General features: G+C 74.0%; 17 protein-coding genes and 1 tRNA gene. 6 read left to right on the top strand and 12 right to left on the bottom strand.

Translation table 11 applies throughout. From position 1 onward, the window contains the following. Positions 1–15 precede the first annotated feature (15 nt). A complete protein-coding gene (locus tag LPC08_RS15410) occupies positions 16–3,630 on the top strand; it encodes a hydantoinase B/oxoprolinase family protein (RefSeq protein WP_230449120.1) in 3,615 nt (1,204 codons plus the stop codon). Between the two features lie 259 nt (positions 3,631–3,889). Further along, positions 3,890–6,748, top strand: a complete 2,859-nt coding sequence (locus LPC08_RS15405) for an AsmA family protein (protein WP_230449119.1) — start codon at positions 3,890–3,892, stop codon at positions 6,746–6,748. A 60-nt stretch (positions 6,749–6,808) separates the two neighbouring features. Here the strand turns inward: LPC08_RS15405 and LPC08_RS15400 are convergent, their stop codons facing one another. Genes LPC08_RS15400 through def form a run of 4 tightly spaced genes read right to left on the bottom strand, consistent with a single transcriptional unit; the run spans position 6,809 to position 10,031 of the window. Then, positions 6,809–7,813, bottom strand: a complete 1,005-nt coding sequence (locus LPC08_RS15400) for an alpha/beta hydrolase family protein (RefSeq protein ID WP_230449118.1) — start codon at positions 7,811–7,813, stop codon at positions 6,809–6,811. Continuing rightward, positions 7,810–8,571, bottom strand: coding sequence for a tRNA pseudouridine(38-40) synthase TruA (gene truA, locus LPC08_RS15395; protein WP_230449117.1), 762 nt, complete (start codon positions 8,569–8,571; stop codon positions 7,810–7,812). Before truA ends, LPC08_RS15400 begins: the two co-directional genes overlap by 4 nt. Further along, complete coding sequence (gene fmt / locus LPC08_RS15390) at positions 8,571–9,485, bottom strand: methionyl-tRNA formyltransferase (RefSeq protein ID WP_230453092.1); 915 nt, start codon at positions 9,483–9,485, stop codon at positions 8,571–8,573. The genes truA and fmt overlap by 1 nt, the downstream gene beginning before the upstream one ends. 18 nt (positions 9,486–9,503) lie before the next feature. After that, positions 9,504–10,031 carry a peptide deformylase gene (gene def / locus LPC08_RS15385; protein WP_230449116.1) on the bottom strand — a complete coding sequence of 176 codons (528 nt, stop codon included), beginning with the start codon at positions 10,029–10,031 and terminating at the stop codon, positions 9,504–9,506. 246 nt (positions 10,032–10,277) lie between these two features. On the opposite strand from def, the gene LPC08_RS15380 reads away from it, so the two are divergent. Next, positions 10,278–10,658, top strand: a complete 381-nt coding sequence (locus tag LPC08_RS15380; protein ID WP_230453091.1) for an Hsp20 family protein — start codon at positions 10,278–10,280, stop codon at positions 10,656–10,658. Positions 10,659–10,732: 74 nt separating this feature from the next. After that, positions 10,733–10,957, top strand: coding sequence for a DUF1150 family protein (locus LPC08_RS15375; RefSeq protein ID WP_230449115.1), 225 nt, complete (start codon positions 10,733–10,735; stop codon positions 10,955–10,957). Positions 10,958–11,158: 201 nt separating this feature from the next. Here the strand turns inward: LPC08_RS15375 and hpf are convergent, their stop codons facing one another. The 8 genes from hpf to LPC08_RS15335 form a co-directional block, all read right to left on the bottom strand. Further along, a complete protein-coding gene (gene hpf / locus LPC08_RS15370) occupies positions 11,159–11,575 on the bottom strand; it encodes a ribosome hibernation-promoting factor, HPF/YfiA family (RefSeq protein WP_230449114.1) in 417 nt (138 codons plus the stop codon). A 50-nt stretch (positions 11,576–11,625) separates the two neighbouring features. Then, entirely contained in the window at positions 11,626–13,110 is a 1,485-nt protein-coding gene (rpoN, locus tag LPC08_RS15365) for an RNA polymerase factor sigma-54 (protein WP_230449113.1), read from the bottom strand. Beyond that, positions 13,111–13,878 (bottom strand): LPS export ABC transporter ATP-binding protein, encoded by a 768-nt coding sequence (gene lptB / locus LPC08_RS15360; protein WP_230449112.1) that lies wholly within the window; start codon positions 13,876–13,878, stop codon positions 13,111–13,113. Next, on the bottom strand, positions 13,875–14,903 hold the full coding sequence (locus LPC08_RS15355) for an LptA/OstA family protein (protein WP_230449111.1): 1,029 nt from the start codon (positions 14,901–14,903) through the stop codon (positions 13,875–13,877). Before LPC08_RS15355 ends, lptB begins: the two co-directional genes overlap by 4 nt. After that, positions 14,900–15,583, bottom strand: coding sequence for an LPS export ABC transporter periplasmic protein LptC (gene lptC, locus LPC08_RS15350; RefSeq protein WP_230449110.1), 684 nt, complete (start codon positions 15,581–15,583; stop codon positions 14,900–14,902). Before lptC ends, LPC08_RS15355 begins: the two co-directional genes overlap by 4 nt. A gap of 68 nt (positions 15,584–15,651) precedes the next feature. Further along, positions 15,652–16,695 carry a KpsF/GutQ family sugar-phosphate isomerase gene (locus LPC08_RS15345; protein ID WP_370643246.1) on the bottom strand — a complete coding sequence of 348 codons (1,044 nt, stop codon included), beginning with the start codon at positions 16,693–16,695 and terminating at the stop codon, positions 15,652–15,654. Positions 16,696–16,732: 37 nt separating this feature from the next. Then, the gene (locus LPC08_RS15340; RefSeq protein ID WP_230449108.1) at positions 16,733–17,386 is read right to left on the bottom strand and encodes a ribonuclease D; all 654 of its coding nucleotides are present in this window, start codon (positions 17,384–17,386) and stop codon (positions 16,733–16,735) included. Between the two features lie 37 nt (positions 17,387–17,423). Then, positions 17,424–17,507 (bottom strand) — tRNA-Leu (locus LPC08_RS15335). A 209-nt stretch (positions 17,508–17,716) separates the two neighbouring features. Between LPC08_RS15335 and LPC08_RS15330 the strand changes: the two genes are divergently transcribed. Next, positions 17,717–18,664: a complex I NDUFA9 subunit family protein gene (locus LPC08_RS15330; RefSeq protein WP_230453090.1), complete on the top strand. Its 948-nt coding sequence runs from the start codon at positions 17,717–17,719 to the stop codon at positions 18,662–18,664. 195 nt (positions 18,665–18,859) lie between these two features. Continuing rightward, positions 18,860–20,299 carry an NAD(P)-dependent oxidoreductase gene (locus tag LPC08_RS15325; protein WP_230449107.1) on the top strand — a complete coding sequence of 480 codons (1,440 nt, stop codon included), beginning with the start codon at positions 18,860–18,862 and terminating at the stop codon, positions 20,297–20,299. Positions 20,300–20,315 lie beyond the last annotated feature (16 nt).

Genomic DNA, 20,315 nt, shown 5'->3' with positions numbered 1-20,315 from the left:
AATACGGGAACAGGCATGGCGGGCTGGCAGTTCTGGATCGATCGAGGCGGCACCTTCACCGATGTCGTCGCCCGGGACCCCGAGGGCCGGCTTTCCACCCGCAAGCTGCTGTCGGAGAACCCGGAGCATTACCGTGACGCGGCGGTGGCGGGCATCCGCGCCTGCCTCGGCCTCGCGCCCGATGCGCCGATCCCGCCCGGGACCGTCGATGCCGTGAAGATGGGCACGACCGTCGCCACCAACGCCCTGCTGGAGCGCAAGGGCGAGCGGGTGCTGCTGCTGGTCAACCGGGGCTTCGCGGACATGCCGCGCATCGGCAACCAGGCGCGGCCGCGTCTCTTCGACCTCGACGTGCGCCTGCCCTCCCTGCTGCACGAGCGGGTGGCGGAGATCGGCGGGCGGCTGGACGCCACGGGGGCGGAGATCGAGCCGCTGGACGAGGCGGCCGCCCGCGCGGCGCTGCGCGAGGCGAGGGCGGCGGGCATCCCGGCCGTCGCGGTCGCGCTGCTGCACGCCTGGGCGAATCCGGCGCATGAGCGGCGGATCGGCGAGATCGCGCGGGAGGAAGGCTTCGCCCAGGTCTCCCTCTCCCACCAAGCCTCGCCGCTGCCGCGCCTCGTGCCGCGGGCGGATACGGCGGTGGTGGACGCCTACCTCTCGCCGATCCTGCGCCGCTACGTGGAGCAGGTGGCGGGCGAGCTGCCGGGGGTGCGGCTGTTCTTCATGCAGTCCAGTGGGGGGCTGGCCGAGGCCGGCTCCTTCCAGGGCAAGGACGCCATCCTCTCCGGCCCGGCGGGCGGCATCGTGGGGGCGGCACGCACGGCGGCGATGGCCGGGCTCGACCGGATCATCGGCTTCGACATGGGCGGCACCAGCACGGACGTCGCCCTCTATGCCGGTGCCTTCGAGCGCGCCTTCGAGACCCAGGTGGCGGGCGTGCGGATGCGCGCGCCGATGATGGCGATCAACACCGTGGCGGCCGGCGGCGGTTCCATCCTGCGCTTCGACGGCGCCCGCTTCCGGGTGGGGCCGGAAAGCGCGGGCGCCGTGCCCGGCCCCGCCTGCTACCGGCGCGGCGGGCCGCTGACGGTGACGGATGCCAACGTCATGGTGGGCAAGGTGCAGCCGGCCCACTTCCCGGCGATCTTCGGCCCTGGCGGCGACGAGCCGCTGGACGCGGCGGTGGTGCGGGAGAAGTTCGCCGCCCTGGCCGGGGAGATCGCGGCCGCGACCGGCGAGGCGCCGATGGACCCGCGCGCCGTGGCGGAGGGCTTCCTCCGCGTCGCGGTCGCCAACATGGCGCATGCGATCCAGCAGGTCAGCCTGCAGAAGGGCCACGACCCGTCGCGCCACGCGCTGCAATGCTTCGGCGGCGCGGGCGGGCAGCATGCCTGCCTGGTGGCCGATGCGCTGGGGATGGAGACGGTGTTCCTGCACCCCTTCGCGGGGGTGCTGTCCGCCTATGGGATGGGTCTGGCCGACCAGAGCGTGATCCGCGAGGCCCCGGTGGAGAAGCCGCTCTTGCCAGACCTCATGGTGGAGCTGGCGGCGCGGCTGGACGCGCTGGCGGCGGAGGGCCGCGCGGAGCTGGAGCGCCAAGGGGCGGAGCCGGGCCGGATCGCCGCGAAGCGCCGCCTGCACTTGCGCTATGCCGGGACGGACAGCGCCCTGCCGGTGGAGTTCGGCGGGTTCGAATCCGTGCGGGATTCCTTCACCGAGGCGCATCGCCGCCGCTTCGGCTTCGCCACCCCCGACCGCCCGGTGATCGTGGAGGCCGCCATCGCCGAGGCCATCGCGGCCGGCGAGGCGGTGGAGGAGCCGGCCCTGCCGCCCCGCCCGGCGGGCGAGGCGCCGGAGGTGCTGGACAGCGTGTCGCTCTGGACCGGCGGCGAGGCGCGGGAAGCCCCCGTGCTGGACCGCGACGCGCTGCTGGCGGGCGACCGTATCCCCGGCCCGGCGCTGATCCGCGAGCGCACGGCGACCACGGTGGTCGAGCCCGGCTGGACGGCGGAGGTGACGGCGCTGAACCATGTGATCCTGCGCCGGACGGAGCCGCGGCCGGGCAGCGTGGCCGCCGATTCCTCCCGCCCCGACCCGGTGATGCTGGAGCTGTTCAACGCGCTGTTCATGAGCATCGCGGAGCAGACGGGCACGGTGCTGCAGAACACCTCGCTGTCGGTGAACATCAAGGAGCGGCTGGACTTCTCCTGCGCCCTCTTCGACGCGGAGGGGCGGCTGGTGGCCAATGCCCCGCACGTGCCGGTGCATCTGGGCGCGATGGGCGAGAGCGTGCGGACGGTGATCCGCTCGCGCGGCGCCGCGCTGCGGCCCGGCGACGTGGTGGCGCTGAACAACCCCTACAATGGCGGCACGCACCTGCCGGACGTGACCGTCATCACGCCGGTCTTCGACGAGGCGGGAGCGGAGATCCTGTTCTTCGTCGGCTCGCGCGGGCACCACGCGGATATCGGCGGGCTGACCCCGGGCTCCACGCCCCCGAACTCCGCGACGCTGGAGGAGGAGGGGGTGGTGATCGACGACGTCCTCCTCGTCGAGCAGGGCCGCTTCCGCGAGGCGGAGTTCCGTGCCCTGCTGGCGGGCGCGAGGTATCCCGCGCGCAGCCCGGACGTGAACGTCGCCGACATCAAGGCCCAGGTCGCGGCCAACGAGACGGGCGTGCAGGAGCTGCACCGCGCCGTGCGCGAGTTCGGCCTGGGCACGGTGCGCGCCTACATGCGCCACGTCATGGACAATGCGGAAGCCGCGGTGCGGGCGGTGATCGACCGGCTGTCGGACGGGGCCTTCGACTACACCATGGACGATGGCAGCCCGCTGCGCGTCGCGGTGCGGGTGGACCGGGCGGCGCGCTCGGCGGTGGTGGACTTCACCGGCACCGGGCCGCAGCGGGCGGACAACTTCAACGCCCCCCCGGCGGTCACGCGGGCCTCGGTGCTCTATGCCTTCCGCTGCCTGGTGGGCGAGGAAATTCCGCTGAACGACGGCTGCCTCGTGCCGCTGGAGATCGTCGTGCCGGAGGGCACCTTCCTCTCCCCCCGCCCCGGCGGTCCCGGCGGCGGCCCCGCCGTGGTCGCGGGCAACACGGAGGTCTCCCAGGCGGTGGCGAACGCGCTGTTCGGCGCGCTGGATGCCTGCGCCTGCGCCCAGGCGACGATGAACAACGTCATCTTCGGGAACGCGACGCTCCAGTACTACGAGACGGTCTGCGGCGGCACGGGGGCAGGTCCCGGCTTCCACGGCACCGGCCCGGTGCAGACGCACATGACCAACACGCGCATGACCGATCCCGAGATCCTGGAGATGCGCTACCCCGTGCGGCTGGAGGAGTTCTCCATCCGGCGCGGCTCCGGCGGCGAGGGCCAGTGGCGCGGCGGCGACGGCGCCCGCCGCCGCATCCGCTTCCTGGAGCCGATGCAGGCGGTCATCGTCTCCTCCCGCCGCGCGGTGGCGCCGCACGGGATGCATGGCGGCCAGCCCGGCGCTCGCGGCCGGCAATGGGTCGAGCAGCTCGACGGCATCCACCAGGCGCTGAAGGGCTGCGACAGCGCCCAGCTCCGGGCCGGCGAGGTTCTGGGGCTGGAGACGCCGGGCGGCGGGGGCTGGGGCGGGTGACGTCGCGCGCGTGGCCTCCCAGGGGGCTCTGCCCCCTGGATCCCCGCCAGGAGCAGAGTCCCTGGGCCCCCGTTCATGATCGCGCTGGCAGACAGGGGGTATCCTCGACGGCGGAGCCGCGTCGAGGATACCCCCTGTCTGCCAGCGCCACTCTTTTACGAATGGAAGGTCCAGGAAACTCAGTGTCCTGGCGGGGGGTCCCAATGGGGAACTGGGGGGGCGGAGCCCTCCCTGGGGCCACGCGCGCGACGCCACGACCATGACCCGTTCCACCCGCTTCGGCCTCGCCGCCGCCGCGCTGCTGCTGGCGCTGCTGGCCGCGCTCTATGCCGCGCCGCGGCTGACGGACTGGACGGCGCGGCGGGACCAGCTCGCGCTGATCGCCAGCGGCTGGCTGGGCATGCCCGTGTCGCTGAGCGGGCCGGTGCGGCTGGAGCTGCTGCCGCGGCCGATGCTGGAGGCGGAGGGGGTCGCGGTCGGCGGGCCGGAGGATTCGCTGACCTTCGGGGCGCGAGCGCTGCGGCTGCGCCTCGACGGCTGGTCGCTGCTGCTGGGCCGGCTGGCGCCGCGCGAGGTCTCCGTGGTGGGGGCGGACATCCGCCTGCCCTGGCCCCCGGTGCCGAGCCTGGACCTCGCCGCCAGCCTGTCCTCCTTCGCCGCCGAGGTGGTCGAGGGGCGGGTCACCATCGGGAGCGTGGTGCTGGAGCAGGTGCGCGCCCGCCTCTCCGCCGGCGCCTATTCCGAGGCGCTGCGGGCGGAGGGCACCTTCACGGCGCCGGGGGTGCTGCCGGGGCGGGAGGTGCGCTTCAGCACCACCCTGGGCCGGCCGGGTTTCGACGGCGCGGTGCCGCTGGACCTGACCCTGACCTCGGGCGGCGCCAGCCTCTCGACGCGCGGGCTGCTGCCGGCGGGCGGCGGGCTGGAGGGCATGGCGGAGGCCTCGGGGCCCGACCTGTCGCTGCTGCTCCCGGGGCCGCCGGGGCCGTTCCGGGCACAGGGCCGGCTGACCGCGAGCAGCGAGCTGATCGTCGCCGACGAGCTGAACCTGGACGTGGCGGGCAGTCCGGCGCGCGGGGCGCTGACCCTGCGGCTGCGTCCCGCGCCCCGGCTGGACGTGGCGCTGGCGGCGGGGCGGCTGGAGCTGGAGCCCTGGCTCGCCAACCTGCGCGGCGGCAGCGGCATTCCCTTCGGGCTGGACCTCTCGGCGGAGGCGGCGTCCTGGCGCGGCATCGCGCTGCGCCGGCTGCGCGCCTCGGTCTTCCGCGAGGGCGACCGGCTGAGCCTGACCGACGGCTCCGCCATCCTGCCGGGCGACACCACGGTGGAGATGTCCGGCGCCACGGCGGCCGGCCGCCTGGAGTCGGTGTTGCATTTCGAGGGCGCGGACCTGCGGACCACCCTGGCGGCGCTGGGCTACCCGCTGCCGAGCCTAGCGCCCGGCCGGCTGCGGCGGGGCGAGGGACGGGCGCGGCTGGTGCTGGAGGAGGGGCAGGCGAGCCTGCCGGAGCTGGCCGCGACGATCGACGGCACCCGGCTTTCCGGGGCGGGGGTGCTGCGGCGCGGGGCGCGCCCGGCGCTGGGCCTGGGGCTGACGCTGGATACGCTGGACCTGGACGGGCTCTGGGCGCCGGGGCGGTCCTGGGAGGATCTCTCGGCGGACCTCGCCGCCTTCGATGCCAACCTGCGTCTCTCGGCGGATGCGGTGCGGCTGCATGGCCTCCTGGCGGAGCGGACCAACCTCGACGCCGCGCTGGAGAATGGCCGGCTGACGGTGCGGCAGGCGGCCGGGCGGCTGGCGGGGCTGGAGGCCACGGCCTCGGGCGGCGTGCTGCTCGGGCCCAGCCCGCGCCTGGCGGACCTGTCGCTGGAGGCCTCGGGCCCGGATGCGCATGGCCTGCTGGAGCTGCTGCCCGGAAGCTGGCCGGACGACACCAGCCTGGCGGGGCAGCCGGTGACGCTGTGGCTGACCGGCAACGGCGCGCCCGATGCCCTGGCGCTGCGGCTGGAGGCGGATTGGGCGGAGGTCCGGCTGGAGGGCACGGCGGCCCTGAACCTGCCGGCGCGGCGCGGGACGGGGGCGCTGACGCTGCGCCATCCCGGGGCGCCGCGGCTGCTCTCGGCGCTGCTGGGGCCGGGCAAGGCGGGCTGGCTGGGGGATGGCTCGCTCTCCCTGGTGCTGGGCTTCGCCGCCAATGCCGCACCCGGTGCGCTGGGCCTGGCCGCGGACCGGTTCGAGCTGGTGGCCGGCACGCTGCGGGGCGGCGGGCAGCTGGCGCTCGGGCTGGGGGGCGACCGCCCGCGGCTGACCGGGCGGCTGGCGCTGGAGAGCCTGCCGCTGCTGCTGCCAGACTGGCGCGACCCGGCGCCGCTGCCGCTGGGGCTGCTGCGTGCGATGGATGCGGAGCTGGCGCTGGGCATCGGGCGCGCCGGGCCCTGGGGCCTGCCGGTGCTGGAGGAGGCCGAGGGCGCGCTGGTGCTGAAGGATTCGGTGCTGCGCATCGGGCTGAGCCAGGGCCGGCTCGGCGAGGGGCAGCTGGAGGGGAGCCTGGCGCTGGATGCCTCGGGAGCGCTGCCGCGTCTCAGCGTCTCGGGGCAGCTGGCCGGCGCGGCGGTGACGGAGGCGCTGCAGGGGCCGGGCCTCACGCTGAGCGGCGGGAGGCTGGGGCTGCAGCTGGATGTCGCGGCGACGGGCAACAGCCCGGCGGCCATGCTGGCGACGCTGGGTGGCACGGCGCGGCTTTCGGCGGTGGACGGGTCGCTGGCCGGGCTTGACGCCCGCGGCGCCGTGGAGGCGGCACGGACCGGCGGGGGCGAGGCCGAGGCGGCGCTGCGCGCGGCGCTCGGCGGCGGCGAGACGCACTTCGCCACGCTGGATTCGGAGCTCCGCCTGGAGCAGGGGCGCGCCGTGCTGGGCCCGACCCGGCTGCTGGGGGAGGGGGTGGACCTCTCCGCCCAGGGCGAGGTCGACCTCGCCCGCGCCGTGCTGGATCTGCTGCTGTCGCTGCATCCGGCCCAGGGGCCGGAGATCGGGCTGCGGCTGACCGGCTCCCTGGCCCAGCCGCGCCGCGTGCCGGAGCTGGCGCCCTGGCTGCGCTGGCGCGCGGAGCAGGGGGGATAGGGCCGGCAGGCCGTCCCTTCCTTGGGGTGGCCTACCGCGGCGCGGAGGCGTGGATCGGCCCTAGCGGTCGGCCATCCAGGTGCCGAGGCGTTCCAGGATGGCCGGGTCCACCGGGCCGTCCGGGCCGGTGCCGGGGGCCTTCAGCCCGTGCCCGACGCCCGGCACGACCAGGGAGGCGCTGCCGTCGCCGCGCCCGGCCAGGGCCGTGGCGATGGCCGCGGCATCGCGCGCCGCCGTCACCTGCACGTCCTCCGCGCCGGAGAGGGCCAGGACGGGCACCGGCACGCGGCGCAGCAGCGCCGCCGGATCGAGCGCCAGCAGCGGCGCCAGGAAGGGACCGAGCCAGGGCTGGTACAGGGCCCGCAGTCCCGGCGGCACGTCTCGCGGAACCCGGCCGGTCGCGAGGATGGCGGCCCGGATGCGGCGGTCCTCGGCCAGGAAGCCCTCCGCCACCTCGGGCGGGGCGCCTTGCAGCGCCAGCAGGCGGCGGAGCTGGTCCTCGATCACCTCGCCCAGCGGGCGACCGGTCGTGGCCAGCAGGACCAGATGCGCCGGCCGGACGCGCCCGGCGGCGGCCAGGGCCAGGGCGACAACCCCGCCCTCGCTGTGGCCCAGCAGGCCGAGCCGGCCGGGCTCGACCTCCGGGCGGGCCGCCAGGGCGCGGAAGGCGGCCTCGGCATCCGCCAGCGTGTTCTCCCAGGCGAAGAAGCGGTCCCATTCGGCGCGGGCCGGCAGGGTGGCGGCATTGCCGTGCTGGCCACGCTTGTCCAGCCGCAGCGACGCCACGCCCCGGACGGCCAGGAATTCCGCCAGCAGGCGCAGCAGGGCACCGGCATCGTGCGGCGGCTGGCTGCCGTCGCGGTCCGTGGGGCCGCTGCCCTGGACGAGCAACAGGGCCGGGACGGGACCGGGGCCGGCCGGCAGGCGCAGGGAGCCGGCCAGCGGCACGCCCCCCGCGCCGGTCACGACCATGGGCTCGTCGGCGCGCTCCAAGGGGCCTTCCGAGGGGCTGGCGGCCGGGGTGAGGGCGGTGGCGGCCAGCCGCAGCGCCTCGCGCCGGGTCATTCCCAGCAGGGCTCCTCGGGGTAGCGGACGAAGCGCAGGCAGAGGCCGTCCGGCGGGGCGGTCTGGCCGGCGAGGGTGCGGTCGCGCGAGTCGAGCACCGCGCGCGGCCATCCCACCGGCTGCTTTCCCAGCCCCACCTGCACCAGCGTGCCGACGAGGTTGCGCACCTGGTGGTGCAGGAAGGAGCGGGCCTCGGCCACGATCTCCACCACCTCGCCGTCGCGGGTCACCTCCAGCCGGTCCAGCGTGCGCCAGGCGTCCCGCGCCTGGCAGGAGGAGGCGCGGTAGGCGGAGAAGTCGTGCCGCCCCAGCAGCCCCTGCGCGGCCGTCGCCATGGCCCCGGCATCCAGCGGGCGCGGGACGTGCCAGGCGCGCCCTCCCTCCAGCGCCGGACGGGCGTGGCGGTTCAGGATGCGGTAGCGGTAGCCGCGCAGCACGGCCGAGAAGCGGGCGTTCCAACCCTCCGGCGCAAGGGCGGCGCCAGTCACCGAGACCGGCAGCGGCCGGGTGCGGACGTTGATCGCCTCCCGCACCCGGACCGGCGGCAGGGTGGCGGCCAGCTCGACCTGCGCCACCTGCCCGGAGGCATGCACCCCCGCATCGGTGCGGCCGGCGACGATGCTGCCGGGCACGGTGCCGCCGTTCAGCGCGGCGGCCGCCTCCTCGATCGTCTGCTGCACCGTGCGCTGGCCGTCCTGCCGCTGCCAGCCGGCGAAGGGGGCGCCGTCATACTCGATCCGCAGGGCGTAGAGCGGCATCAGCCCAGCCGCGTGCCGGGCGGCAGCGGGAAGCCGCGCAGGAAGGCGTCCGCATCGAGCGGCCCGCGCCCGGCCCGCTGCAGCCGCAGCAGGCGCAGCGCGGTGCCGCCGCCGCAGGCCACGCGCGGCTGCCCGTCCAGCACCGTGCCGGGCGGCGAGGACTCGTCGCCACGCGCGACCTCCGCCGCGAGCACGCGGATCGCCTCCGTGCCCAGGCGGCACTGCGCGCCGGGCCAGGGGGTCATGGCCCGCACCCGGCGCTCCAGCGCCGCGGCCGGCTGGCTCCAGTCCAGCGCCGCATCCGCCTTGGTCAGCTTGGGGGCGTAGGTGACGCCGTCCTCCGGCTGCGGCACGGCGGGCGGGTCCTCCTCCAGGGCGCGCAGGACCAGCCGGGCGCCGATCGCGGCCAGCCGGTCGTGCAGGTCTGCGGTGGTGTCGCGGGAGCCGATCGGCGTCGCCTCGCGCAGCAGCATCGCGCCCGTGTCCAGCCCCGCGTCCATCCGCATGATGGTGATGCCCGTCTCCGCATCGCCCGCCAGCACCGCGGCATGGATCGGCGCCGCCCCGCGCCAGCGCGGCAGCAGCGAGGCGTGGATGTTCAGGCAGCCGCGCCGGGGGGCCGCGAGCATCTCCGGCGGCAGGATCAGCCCATAGGCCGCGACCACGGCGGCATCGAGATCGAGCGCGGCGAAGGCGGCATGCTCGGCGGCGTCCCGGCGGACCCGCGCCGGGGTGCGGACGGGCAGGCCCAGCTCCAGCGCCGCGCGGTGGACGGGGCAGGGGGTCTCGCGCTGGCCGCGCCCGGCGGGACGGGGGGGCTGGGCATAGACCGCCGCCACCTCGTGCCCGGCCGCCACCAGCGCGCGCAGCGCCGGCACCGCGAAATCCGGGCTGCCCATGAAGGCGAGGCGCAGGGGGCGGGTCACCGGGGTTCAGTCCTCGCGCCGCTTGTTCTTCTGGTCCTTGTTGTACCGGCGCAGCAGCATGTTCCGCTTCAGCGGCGTCAGGTGGTCGATGAACAGCACGCCGTCGAGGTGATCGATCTCATGCTGCAGGCAGGCGGCGAGCAGCCCGTCCGCGACCACCTCGCGGCGCGCGCCCTCCAGGTCGTGCCAGCGCACCTTCACCACCGCCGGGCGCTCGACATCCGCATACTGGTTGGGAATGGAGAGGCAGCCCTCCTCCCGCACCGCCTGCTCGGCGCTGGCCTCCACGACCTCCGGGTTGACCAGCACCAGCGGGGCGCGCTGGTCGTCCGGCTGCAGGTCCACCACCACCAGGCGCAGCGACTCGCCGACCTGGGGCCCGGCCAGGCCGATCCCCGGGGCGGCGTACATCGCGGCGAGCATGCGCGGCGCCAGGGCGCGGACCCGGTCGGCGTCGCCCGGACCCACTGGGCGGGCCTTCGCGCGCAGCTTGGGGTCGGGCAGGAGCAGGATCGGCAGGGAGGGGGTCGCCATGGCGCGGCCCATCTAGGGCCCCGCCCTGCCGCTGTCCATGCAACGGGGCCATGCGCTGTCCGCGCGGAGGCCCCCGCCGTGCCCCACCCCTTGCATCGGCCCGGCGCAGACCCGAAATTCGCCATGCGTTCCGGTGCTTCGGGCCGGGGCGCGCGTCTCGCTCATCCACGAGGAGGCACCTGAACCGTGTCCCGTTCGCCCGTCTTCGGCTCGCCCCTGTTCCTGGGCTTCGACCACCTCGAGCAGATGCTCGACCGGGTGCAGAAAGGCGCCGACGGCTACCCGCCCTACAACATCGAGCAGATCGCGGCCGACCGGCTGCGCATCACCCTGGCGGTCGCCGGCTTCTCGATGGAGGACCTGCAGATCACGCAGGAGGGCGAGCAACTGGTGATCCGCGGGCGGCGGGAGGATGACGGCGACGGCCGGGTCTTCCTGCACCGCGGCATTGCGGCGCGCCAGTTCCAGCGCGCCTTCGTGCTGGCGGAGGGCATCGAGGTCGAGGGCGCCTGGCTGGACAACGGCCTGCTGCACCTGGACCTGCGGCGCCCGCAGCCCGAGACCAAGGTCCGCACCATCCGCATCAACGGTGCAGGCCGCCCCGTGGTGGACGGGGACCGCGCCTGAACCCGCACGCCGGATGGCGATGCAACTCTAGGAGGCTTCCCGCCTTGGAAAGGGGGAGCCCGGGAGAGATACCCATGCCCCAGACCCCTGAAGTATCCGGACTGCGCGGCCTGTCCCCGGCCGACTGGGCCAGCTTCGGCGCCGAGCAGATCGCCTATATCCGCCCCGTCGTGGTCGATGGCGTCCGCACGGTCGCCATCCATTCCGCCGACGGCACGCCCATCGGCGCGGCGCCGACCGAGGCCCTCGCGGTGGCGGCCATCCTCCAGCACGACCTCGCGCCCGCACGCGTGCACTGACGCTACGGCGTCGGCCGGGCGGCCCGCCGCGCGGTCGACACCGGTCGGAACCGCTTCCTTTCGTTCCCTGTGATGGAACGGAGATAAGGCGGGCGAGCGGCCTTGTCTGGATCGAACAGTGCCGAGGCGCAGCCGGTGCGGATACGCCACAGGATCACCAGGGCGGAAAGGGGCGGCACGCCGCCCCTCCCGCACGGGCCGTCAGTTCCGGGTCAGGCGATCCTCGGCCAGCAGGGCGTCCGCCTCGGCGGATTCCTCGGGTGTCAGCTCGGCTCCGCCATTCAGCACCGTGCCTTCCGTCACCCGGCCTTCGGCCAGGCTCCGGCCATGCTCGCTCATCCTGCGCCGGGTGCGCCGCAGCCGTTTCGCCATGTGTTCCGCCGCCACGCTGAAGGCGCGGTGCGCATCCGTGCTCTCGCCCTCGGCCTGCATCGACAGGCCCCGGGCCGCATGGAGGTTGATGTCACAGGCGAAGAAGCCACGGTTCCGGCGGAAGGTGACACGCGCCTCGATCGCATGATCGAAGTACTTGCGGGCGATCTCGGACAGCCCATCGGCCACGTGGACCTTCAGGGCCTCTCCGGTTTCCACCTGCTTGCCGGCGACGGTGATGTGCATGATCGGAGCGAACCTCCTCTGCTGGCGCGGGAGGGACCGTTCCGGGGCGTTCAGAAGGCCGGAACGGCCTTTTCCCGCTTGCGCTGCACGGAACTCGGTATCCGCAGCGCCTCCCTGTATTTGGCCACCGTCCGCCGGGCGATGTCCACCCCTTCCGAACGCAGGCGCTCCACGATCGCGTCATCGGAGAGGATCTCCTCCGACCGCTCCGCCCCGATCATGTCGCGGATGCGGTGGCGGATCGCCTCCGCCGAGAAGGTCTCGCCGGTCGTCCCGGCGATGGCGGTGGTGAAGAAGAACTTCAGCTCGAAGGTGCCGCGCGGGGTGGCGATGTACTTGTTGGCGGTGACGCGGGAGACGGTGCTCTCGTGCATCTCCACCTCCTCCGCCACGTCGCGCAGGATCAGCGGCCGCAGATGCGCGATGCCGTGGCGGAAGAAGCCGTCCTGGCGACGCACGATCTCGGCCGAGACCTTCAGGATGGTGTTCGCGCGCTGCTCCAGCGACTTCACCAGCCAGTTCGCGCTCTGCAGCCGCTCCGCCAGGAAGGCGCGATCCTCGCGGGAGCGCAGGGTCGTGTGCGCCGCAGCATGGAAGCCGCGATTGACTAGCACCCGCGGCAGCGTCTCGGGGTTCAGCTCCAGCAGCCAGCCGCCATCGGGGCCGCGGCGCATCAGCACGTCCGGCACCACCGTCGGGGCGGGGTTGCCGTCGAAGGACGCGCCGGGCTTGGGATCGAGGCGGCGGATCTCCGCCACCATCTCCGCCAGGTCCGCCATGTCCACGCCGCAGATCCGCAGCAGCGCCGGCATGTCCCGCCGGGCCAGCAGCTCCAGGTTCTGCAGCAGCGCCTGCATGGCGGGGTCCAGGCGGTTCTTCTCGGCCAGTTGGGCGGCGAGGCATTCCGCCAGGTCGCGGGCGAAGAGCCCCACCGGCTCGAAGCGCTGCATCCGGGCGCGCACCGCGGCGACGTCCGCCTCCGCGCAGCCCAGCGCGCCGGCGATGGCGGCATCGGGGAGCGACAGCCTGCCGGCGGGGTCGAGCAGGGCGATCAGCTGTCCGGCGATCAGGCGCTCCTGCGGCGTGTGGAAGCTCAGCCGCGCCTGCTCCGCCAGCTCCTCGCGCAGGGAGCGCGGGCGCTCGACGGCCAGGTCGTCGATGCCGCGCTCGTCCTCCTCGAAGCTGCCGCCGCCGCGCGGGCCCTGCGGCGCCTCGGACGCCTCGTAGAGGTTCTGCGTATCATGCAGGTCGAGCGGCGCCTCCGCCCCGGTGGGCATCAGCAGGGCGAGGTCGGCAGCCGCCTCGCCGCCCGGGCCCGCCGTGGCGATGCCCGGTTCCTCCCCGGCCTCGCCGGGACGCTCGCGCTCCCCCTCGTCGCGCTCCAGCAGCGGGTTGCGCTCCAGCTCCTCCTCGACGAAGGCGACGACCTCCATGTTCGATGACTGCAGCAGCTTGATGGCCTGCCGCAGCTGCGGCGTCATCACCAGCGACTGGGTCTGGCGGAAGTCGAGCCTGGGACCGAGGGAGAAGGACATCTAGAGGCTGAACCGCTCCCCGAGGTAGACGCGGCGCACGCCCTCATGCGCCACGATGTCGCGGGGGCTGCCCTCCATCAGCACCTGGCCGTCGTGCAGGATATAGGCGCGGTCGATGATCTCCAGCGTCTCGCGCACGTTGTGGTCGGTGATCAGCACGCCGATGCCGCGGTTCTTCAGGTGCTTGACCAGATCACGGATCTCGCCGACCGCGATGGGGTCGATGCCCGCCAGCGGCTCGTCGAGCAGGATGTAGTCGGGATGCGTCGCCAGGGCGCGCGCGATCTCGCAGCGCCGCCGCTCGCCGCCCGACAGGGCCAGCGCGGGCGCGCGGCGCAGGTGGCTGATGCCGAACTCCGCCAGCAGCCCGTCCAGCATCTCCTCGCGGCGGTCGCGCTTGGGCTCCACCACCTCCAGCGCGGCGCGGATGTTGTCCTCCACCGAGAGGCCCCGGAAGATCGAGGCCTCCTGTGGCAGGTAGCCCAGGCCCAGCCGTGCCCGCCGGTACATGGGCAGCAGCGTGACGTCGTGGCCGTCGAGGAAGACCTGGCCCTCGTCCGGGCGGACGAGGCCGGTCATCATGTAGAAGGTCGTGGTCTTGCCCGCGCCGTTGGGGCCGAGCAGCCCCACCGCCTCGCCCCGCCGGAGGTTGAGCGAGACGTTCCGCACCACGGGCCGCTTCTTGTAGCGCTTGCCCAGCCCCTTCGCGACGAGGCCGCCTTCCGCGACCACGCGCAGGTCCTTCTCCCTCGCCGCGGCGGCACTCATCGCGTGGCTCCCCCGCCGCGGTTCTGGCCCTGGCCGCCCTGCTGGCCCCGTCCGCCGGGTGGCGCCTGCCCCGACTGCGGCAGCACCAGCCCCTGCACCCGGCTGCCGGGCGCGGAGACGAGGCGGGAGATGCCGCTGCGCAGGTTCACGATCGCCTCGGAGCCGTTGAGCTGGTTCTCGCCGCGGGTGATGCGGACATTGCCCAGCAGGCGCGCCACGCCGGTCACGGGGCTGTAGACGCCGCGGTCGCCGCGCACGACCTCGTCGGCAGTGCGGATCTCGACATTGCCGAAGATCTCCACGCGGTCGAGCTTCGAGCCCTCGCCGGGCACCGCGCGCGCCGCCGGAGCGGGCGCGCCGGGGCGGGCCGCCGGCCGCGCGGCGGCGGTCTGCGGCGCCGGCGGGTTCTCCAGGAAGTAGCCGACCAGCGTGTCCGCCTGGATCCGGCGGTTGTCCTCGGTGGTCACGGTGGCGGCGCCACGGGCCACGGCCATGCGCTTCTGCGGCCAGTATTCCAGGCTGTCGCGGGCGCGGATCGTGTCCTGCGGCGTGTTGAGCTGCAGGTTGCGGCCGGTCAGCACCATGACCGCCTGGTCCATGTCGTAGATGGCGCGGTCACCTTGCGCCCGGTCGGTGGCGGTGGAGATGCGGACGTTGCCCTCCGCCTCCAGGCGCCAGATCTCGCCGCCCGACATGGGATTCTCGCCGGGCTGGGCCGCGGTCGGCTGCGCCCCGCCTCCCCCCGATCCACCACGGTTGCGGTAGCGGGCGATCAGCCGGTCCGCCTCCAGCGTCACGCCGTCGCGGATGGCGCGGGCGTTGCCGCGGGCGATCACCACCTGCTCCTGCTGGCGCCATTCGATGCCGTCGGTGGAGGTGACCTCGGTGGGGCCGCCTTGGGTCATGTCCAGCGACTGCGCCGCGGCGGGACGCGGCGGCGGGCCGGCCAACAGCACCGCCAGCAGGGCGACGGCGAGCCGCGGGGCGCCCTTCCGCGGGATGCCGGGGGAGGGGGAGCGGGTCATCGGCTGCCTTCCAGCATGGCATGGGCATTGCCGGTGAAGACGACCACCTTGCCGCGGTCCTCCAGCCGGAAGCCATCGGCGGTCAGGGTTCCGAAGGGGCCCTGCGCCGCCACCGGCCGGTCGCCCTCGGCCCGGCCCTGGTCGATGCGGATCTGCGCCGCCTCCGTGCGCAGGGTGGAGCCGTTGTCGTGCCAGAGGGTCACGTTGCCCTCCAGGTCCAGGCGGGCGGCGGCCTTGTCGTACACGCCCCGGTCGCTCTCCAGCAGCACCCAGGCGCCGTCGGACATCAGCACGTCCGCTCGCGGCTGCTCCAGCGCGATCGGCGAATCGGCGACGGCCTGCGTGGCGGTCGCGGCGGTGACGTTGTAGGGGCGGCCCTGCTCGTCGATCCCCTGGTAGCGCGGCGAGACCACCCGCGCGCTGCCCGCCACGTCGCGGGTGACGCGGCGGAAGGAGAGCCGGGCGCGGTCCTCCGCCCGGTCGAATTCCGGCCAGAGGGCGATGGCGGAGAGCAGCGCCAGGGCCGCGAGCGGCAGCAGCCACTTCACCCCGCGGATCAGCCAGCGGCGGCGCAGCATGGCGCCGCGGCTGTAGCGCCGCCGGACGCGCGAGGGCTCCGGCAGCGCCCCGGCCGCCGGGCCGCGGCCGGGGAAGGGCACGGGGTCGGCGGTGCCGCTCATGCGCGGGGTGCCGGCCTCGGAGCGGAGCGGGTCTGGGGTGCCCATGGCGTGCGGATCGCTCCGGCCATTCACGCGATGCCGGCGCGCAGCAGGTCGTGGACGTGCAGGATGCCCAGCGGCGCCCGCGCCTCGTCCACCACGAACAGGGTGGTGATCGGCCCCTCGTTCATCTGCCGCAGCGCCTCGGCGGCCAGCGCCTCCGGCCCGATGGTGCGCGGGCCGCGCGTCATCACCTCTCCCGCGCTGAGGGAGAGCAGGTCGGCACGGCCCGAATCGAGGGCGCGGCGCAGGTCGCCATCCGTGATGATCCCGGCGAGGGCTCCGTCCTCCACCACGCCCAGGCAGCCGAAGCGCTTGGCGGTCATGGTGACCAGCGCGGCGTCCATGCGGGTTTCCGGGGTGGTCAGGGGGATGTCCGCCCCCTTGTGCATCAGCTCGCCGACCCGCAGCAGCCGGGCGCCGAGCTTGCCGCCCGGGTGGAAGACACGGAAATCGGCCGCGGTGAAGCCGCGCCGCTGCAGCAGCGCCACCGCCAGCGCGTCGCCCAGGGCAAGCTGCAGGGTGGTGGAGGTGGTGGGGGCGAGGCCCATCGGGCAGGCCTCGGGCGCGGGCGGCAGCACCAGCGCCACGTCGGCGGCGCGGGCGAGGGTGCTCTCCGCCCGGCCGGTGATGGCGACGAGCGGCAGGGCGAAGCGGCGGGTGTGGCCGACGAGGTCGGCCAGCTCGCTGGTCTCGCCGCTGTTGGAGAGCGCCAGCACCGCGTCGCCAGGCAGGATCATGCCCAGGTCGCCATGCGACGCCTCGGCCGGATGGACGAAGAGGGCGGGCGTGCCGGTCGAGGCGAGGGTGGCGGCGACCTTGCGCCCGACATGGCCGGACTTGCCCATGCCGGAGACCACCACCCGCCCCGTGGCCTGTGCCAGCAGCGAGACGGCGGCCCGGAAGCGGTGGTCCAGGGCGGCGGAGAGGGCGCGCAGGCCCTCGGCTTCGGTCTCCAGCACCCGCCGGGCGGCGGCCAGGTCGGTATCGGGGTGTGGAGCGTTCACCGCCCCGTTATGGGGTGCCCCGCCCTGGGGGTCAACGTGAGCCTGCGACGCCTTAACAAGAAGCATGCCACAACCTCCGGGGCATCCCAGTGGCCTGCGAGGATCAGTGCGCGAAGATGTCGGGCGCGTCGTAGCCCAGCAGGTCCAGGCGGCCCCGCGCGGGCAGGAAGCGGAAGCAGGCCTCGGCCAGCTCCAGGCGCCCCTCGCGGCGCAGCAGGGCCTCCAGGCGCTCCCAGAGCGCATGCAGGTACAGCACGTCGGAGGCGGCATAGGCGAGCTGCTCGGCGCTCAGATCCGGCGCGCCCCAGTCGCTGGTCTGCTGCTGCTTCGAGATCTCCACGCCCAGAAGCTCGCGGCAGAGGTCCTTCAGCCCGTGCCGGTCGGTGAAGGTGCGCACCAGCTTGGCGGCGACCTTGGTGCAGCGGACCGGCGCCACCTCGACCCCCAGCGCCTGGTAGAGGATGGCGACGTCGAAGCGGGCGAAGTGGAACAGCTTCACCGTCGCGGGATCGGCAAGCAGCCGCTTCAGGTTCGGGCAGTCGGCGCCGCGGCCGCCCAGCGCGTCCGGCACGATCTGCACGCAATGCGCGGTGCCGTCGCCGGAGGAGAGCTGCACCAGGCAGAGCCGGTCGCGATGCGGGTTCAGCCCCATCGTCTCCGTGTCGATCGCCACGACGGGGCCGAGCGACAACCCGGCCGGCAGGTCGCCGCGATGCAGGCGGATGGTGGCGTTCGGCATGAAGAGGGTGCTCCCCATCAGGGTTCTCTCGGTCGTCGGGGGAGCGGAGGAGAAATGCCCAGGAAAGGACTCGAACCTTCACGACCTTGCGGTCACTGGCACCTGAAGCCAGCGCGTCTACCAATTCCACCACCTGGGCACAGGCTGCGGTCTCGTTGGCGCGGCTTCTACGGGCCCCCGCAGAGGTCGTCAAGACACCCCCGGACGGGGTTCCGCAACGGTCCCCTGCGGCGGCGAGGAGCCCGCCGCGGGGGGCATGCCTTGGCGCCCGCGGGGCCGCCCCATATGGTCCGGCGTAGCACGATACCGGGCCGCCTGGCGGCGCCGGCACGGATGCAACAGGCGGAGATGGCGATGCGGCGCGTGGCGACGGTCTTTGGCGGCAGCGGCTTCATCGGGCGCTACGTCGTCCAGCGCCTGGCGCATCGCGACATGATCGTCCGCGTCGCGACGCGCGACAGCGAGGCCGCGCGCCAGCTTTCCACCCAGGGGCGGGTGGGACAGATCGTGCCGCTCTCCGTCAACCTGGCGGAGGAGGCGGCGGTGGCCCGCGCCGTGGCGGGCGCCGGGATGGTGGTGAACCTGGTGGGCATCCTGGCCGAGAGGCGGGAAGGCGACTTCCGCCGCGTGCATGTCGAGGATGCGGGCCGCGTCGCCCGCCTCTCCGCGGCTGCCGGCGTGTCGCGGCTGGTGCACCTGTCCGCCATCGGCGCCGACCCGCAGGCGGCGAGCCTCTACGCCAAGACCAAGGGGGAAGGGGAGGCGGCGGTGCGCGCGGCCTTCCCCGGCGCCACCATCCTGCGCCCCTCGGTGGTCTTCGGGCCGGAGGACCATTTCTTCAACCGCTTCGCCGGCATGGCGCGGATGCTGCCCTTCGTCCCGGTGATCGGCGGCGGGACGAAGTTCCAGCCGGTCTATGTGGGCGACGTCGCCGACGCGGTGCTGGCGGCGCTGACGCGCGAGGACGCGGTGGGCCAGACCTACGAGCTGGGCGGGCCACGGCAGGCCAGCTTCCGCGAGCTGATGGAGTACATGCTGGAGGTGACGCGCCGCCGGCGCCGGGTGGTGGAGCTGCCCGAGGGCCTGGCGCGGCTGCAGGCCCGGCTGGGCGAGTTGCTGCTGGGCCAGCCGCTCACCCGGGACCAGCTCCTGCTGCTGAAGCGGGACAACGTCGTCTCGGGCAGCCTGCCCGGGCTGGCGGAGCTGGGTGTCAGCCCGCATTCGCTGGAGGCGATCCTGCCCCGCTACCTCACCCGCTTCCGCCCCGGCGGCGGAAGGCGGGCGGTTCCAACCTGAAAAGTCCGTATCGGACCTATTCAGCGGCATGGATGAGAGTTGAAAATCAATCGCAACTAGAGAATGGGGGATAAAGGACAGCCAAACTGTCCTAGCGGTAAAATTTGCCCTCGCCATACCCATTACGGCATGTCATCTAGCGGTCGAACAGCCGCATAGCCCCGCCTTGCCTGCGGGTTTGCCAGGGGATCCGCGATGGCCGAACGCATGCTCCAGTTTGTCCGCCTCCAGCAGCAGCAGCCGGACAAGCGCTCGGCCAACCAACGCCGCGAGGATTTCGACGAGATCTACAAGCGTTTCGAGCCGTCGCGGGCCGCGTCCCAGGCCAGCCGCTGTTCGCAATGCGGCGTGCCCTTCTGTCAGGTGCACTGCCCGCTCAACAACAACATCCCCGACTGGCTGAAGCTGACCGCCGAGGGGCGGCTGGAGGAGGCCTATGAGATGGCCGCCTCCACCAACACCTTCCCCGAGGTCTGCGGCCGCGTCTGCCCGCAGGACCGGCTGTGCGAAGGCAACTGCGTCATCGAGGCGGGCTTCGATTCCGTCACCATCGGCGCGGTCGAGAAGTACATCACCGACACCGCCTGGGAGCGCGGCTGGGTGAAGCCGCCGAAGCCGTCGCGGGAGCGCGAGGCGAGCGTGGGCATCATCGGCGCCGGCCCCGCCGGCCTCGCCGCCGCCGAGCGCCTGCGCCGCCGCGGCTGGCAGGTCACCGTCTACGACCGGCACGACCGCGTGGGCGGCCTGATGATCTACGGCATCCCGAACTTCAAGCTGGAGAAGGAGGTCGTCCTCCGCCGCTGGAAGTCCTTCGAGGAGGCGGGCATCCGCTTCGAGCTGGGTGTGGCCATCGGCAAGGACATCTCCTTCCACGAGCTGCGCGCCCGCCACGACGCGGTGCTGGTCGCCACCGGCGTCTACCGCGCGCGCGACGTGAAGGTGGACGGCAACGAACTGGCCGGCGTCGTCCCGGCGCTGGACTTCCTGATCGCCTCCAACCGCAAGGGGCTGGGCGACGAGGTGGCGGAATTCGAGAGCGGCGCGCTGAACGCCGCCGGCAAGCGCGTCGTCGTCATCGGCGGCGGCGACACGGCGATGGACTGCGTGCGAACCTCGATCCGCCAGGGCGCGGCCTCCGTCACCTGCCTCTACCGCCGCGACAAGGCGAACATGCCCGGCTCGATGCGCGAGGTCTCCAATGCGGAGGAGGAGGGCGTGCACTTCGCCTGGCTCTCCGCGCCCGACGCCTTCGAGGGCAAGGATGGCGTGGTGACGGGCGTGCGCGCGGTGAAGATGCACCTGGGCCTGCCCGACGCCACCGGCCGCCAGCAGGTCGAGCCGATCGCCGGCAGCGAGTATGTCGAGGGCGCGGACCTGGTCATCAAGGCGCTGGGCTTCGACCCGGAGAACCTGCCGGCGCTGTTCGGCGAGAGCGCGCTGACCGTCACCCGCTGGGGCACGCTGAAGGTGGACCACCGCACGATGATGACCTCCATCCCGGGCGTCTTCGCGGCGGGCGACATCGTGCGCGGCGCCTCGCTGGTGGTCTGGGGCATCCGCGACGGCCGCGACGTGGCCGACCGCATCGAGCGCTGGGTCGCCGAGCGCGACGCGGTGCCGGCGGCGGCCGAGTGAGGGAGCGAAGGAGGAT

It is taken from the genome of Roseomonas sp. OT10 (assembly GCF_020991085.1).
GTDB classification, from domain to species: Bacteria; Pseudomonadota; Alphaproteobacteria; order Acetobacterales; family Acetobacteraceae; genus Roseomonas; species Roseomonas cutis.
This window is presented reverse-complemented; position numbering and strand designations above follow the sequence as displayed.

Bases quoted from the DNA above. Each gene is read 5' to 3' on its own strand.
- LPC08_RS15375 (WP_230449115.1), top strand. From the start codon at position 10,733: ATGCCCCAGACCCCTGAAGTATCCGGACTGCGCGGCCTGTCCCCGGCC.
- LPC08_RS15410 (WP_230449120.1), top strand. From the start codon at position 16: ATGGCGGGCTGGCAGTTCTGGATCGATCGAGGCGGCACCTTCACCGAT.
- LPC08_RS15405 (WP_230449119.1), top strand. From the start codon at position 3,890: ATGACCCGTTCCACCCGCTTCGGCCTCGCCGCCGCCGCGCTGCTGCTG.
- LPC08_RS15345 (WP_370643246.1), bottom strand. From the start codon at position 16,695: ATGCTTCTTGTTAAGGCGTCGCAGGCTCACGTTGACCCCCAGGGCGGG.
- LPC08_RS15355 (WP_230449111.1), bottom strand. From the start codon at position 14,903: ATGACCCGCTCCCCCTCCCCCGGCATCCCGCGGAAGGGCGCCCCGCGG.
- def (WP_230449116.1), bottom strand. From the start codon at position 10,031: ATGGCGACCCCCTCCCTGCCGATCCTGCTCCTGCCCGACCCCAAGCTG.
- LPC08_RS15380 (WP_230453091.1), top strand. From the start codon at position 10,278: ATGCTCGACCGGGTGCAGAAAGGCGCCGACGGCTACCCGCCCTACAAC.
- hpf (WP_230449114.1), bottom strand. From the start codon at position 11,575: ATGCACATCACCGTCGCCGGCAAGCAGGTGGAAACCGGAGAGGCCCTG.
- LPC08_RS15325 (WP_230449107.1), top strand. From the start codon at position 18,860: ATGGCCGAACGCATGCTCCAGTTTGTCCGCCTCCAGCAGCAGCAGCCG.
- LPC08_RS15400 (WP_230449118.1), bottom strand. From the start codon at position 7,813: ATGACCCGGCGCGAGGCGCTGCGGCTGGCCGCCACCGCCCTCACCCCG.
- truA (WP_230449117.1), bottom strand. From the start codon at position 8,571: ATGCCGCTCTACGCCCTGCGGATCGAGTATGACGGCGCCCCCTTCGCC.
- LPC08_RS15330 (WP_230453090.1), top strand. From the start codon at position 17,717: ATGGCGATGCGGCGCGTGGCGACGGTCTTTGGCGGCAGCGGCTTCATC.
- lptB (WP_230449112.1), bottom strand. From the start codon at position 13,878: ATGAGTGCCGCCGCGGCGAGGGAGAAGGACCTGCGCGTGGTCGCGGAA.
- lptC (WP_230449110.1), bottom strand. From the start codon at position 15,583: ATGAGCGGCACCGCCGACCCCGTGCCCTTCCCCGGCCGCGGCCCGGCG.
- rpoN (WP_230449113.1), bottom strand. From the start codon at position 13,110: ATGTCCTTCTCCCTCGGTCCCAGGCTCGACTTCCGCCAGACCCAGTCG.
- LPC08_RS15340 (WP_230449108.1), bottom strand. From the start codon at position 17,386: ATGGGGAGCACCCTCTTCATGCCGAACGCCACCATCCGCCTGCATCGC.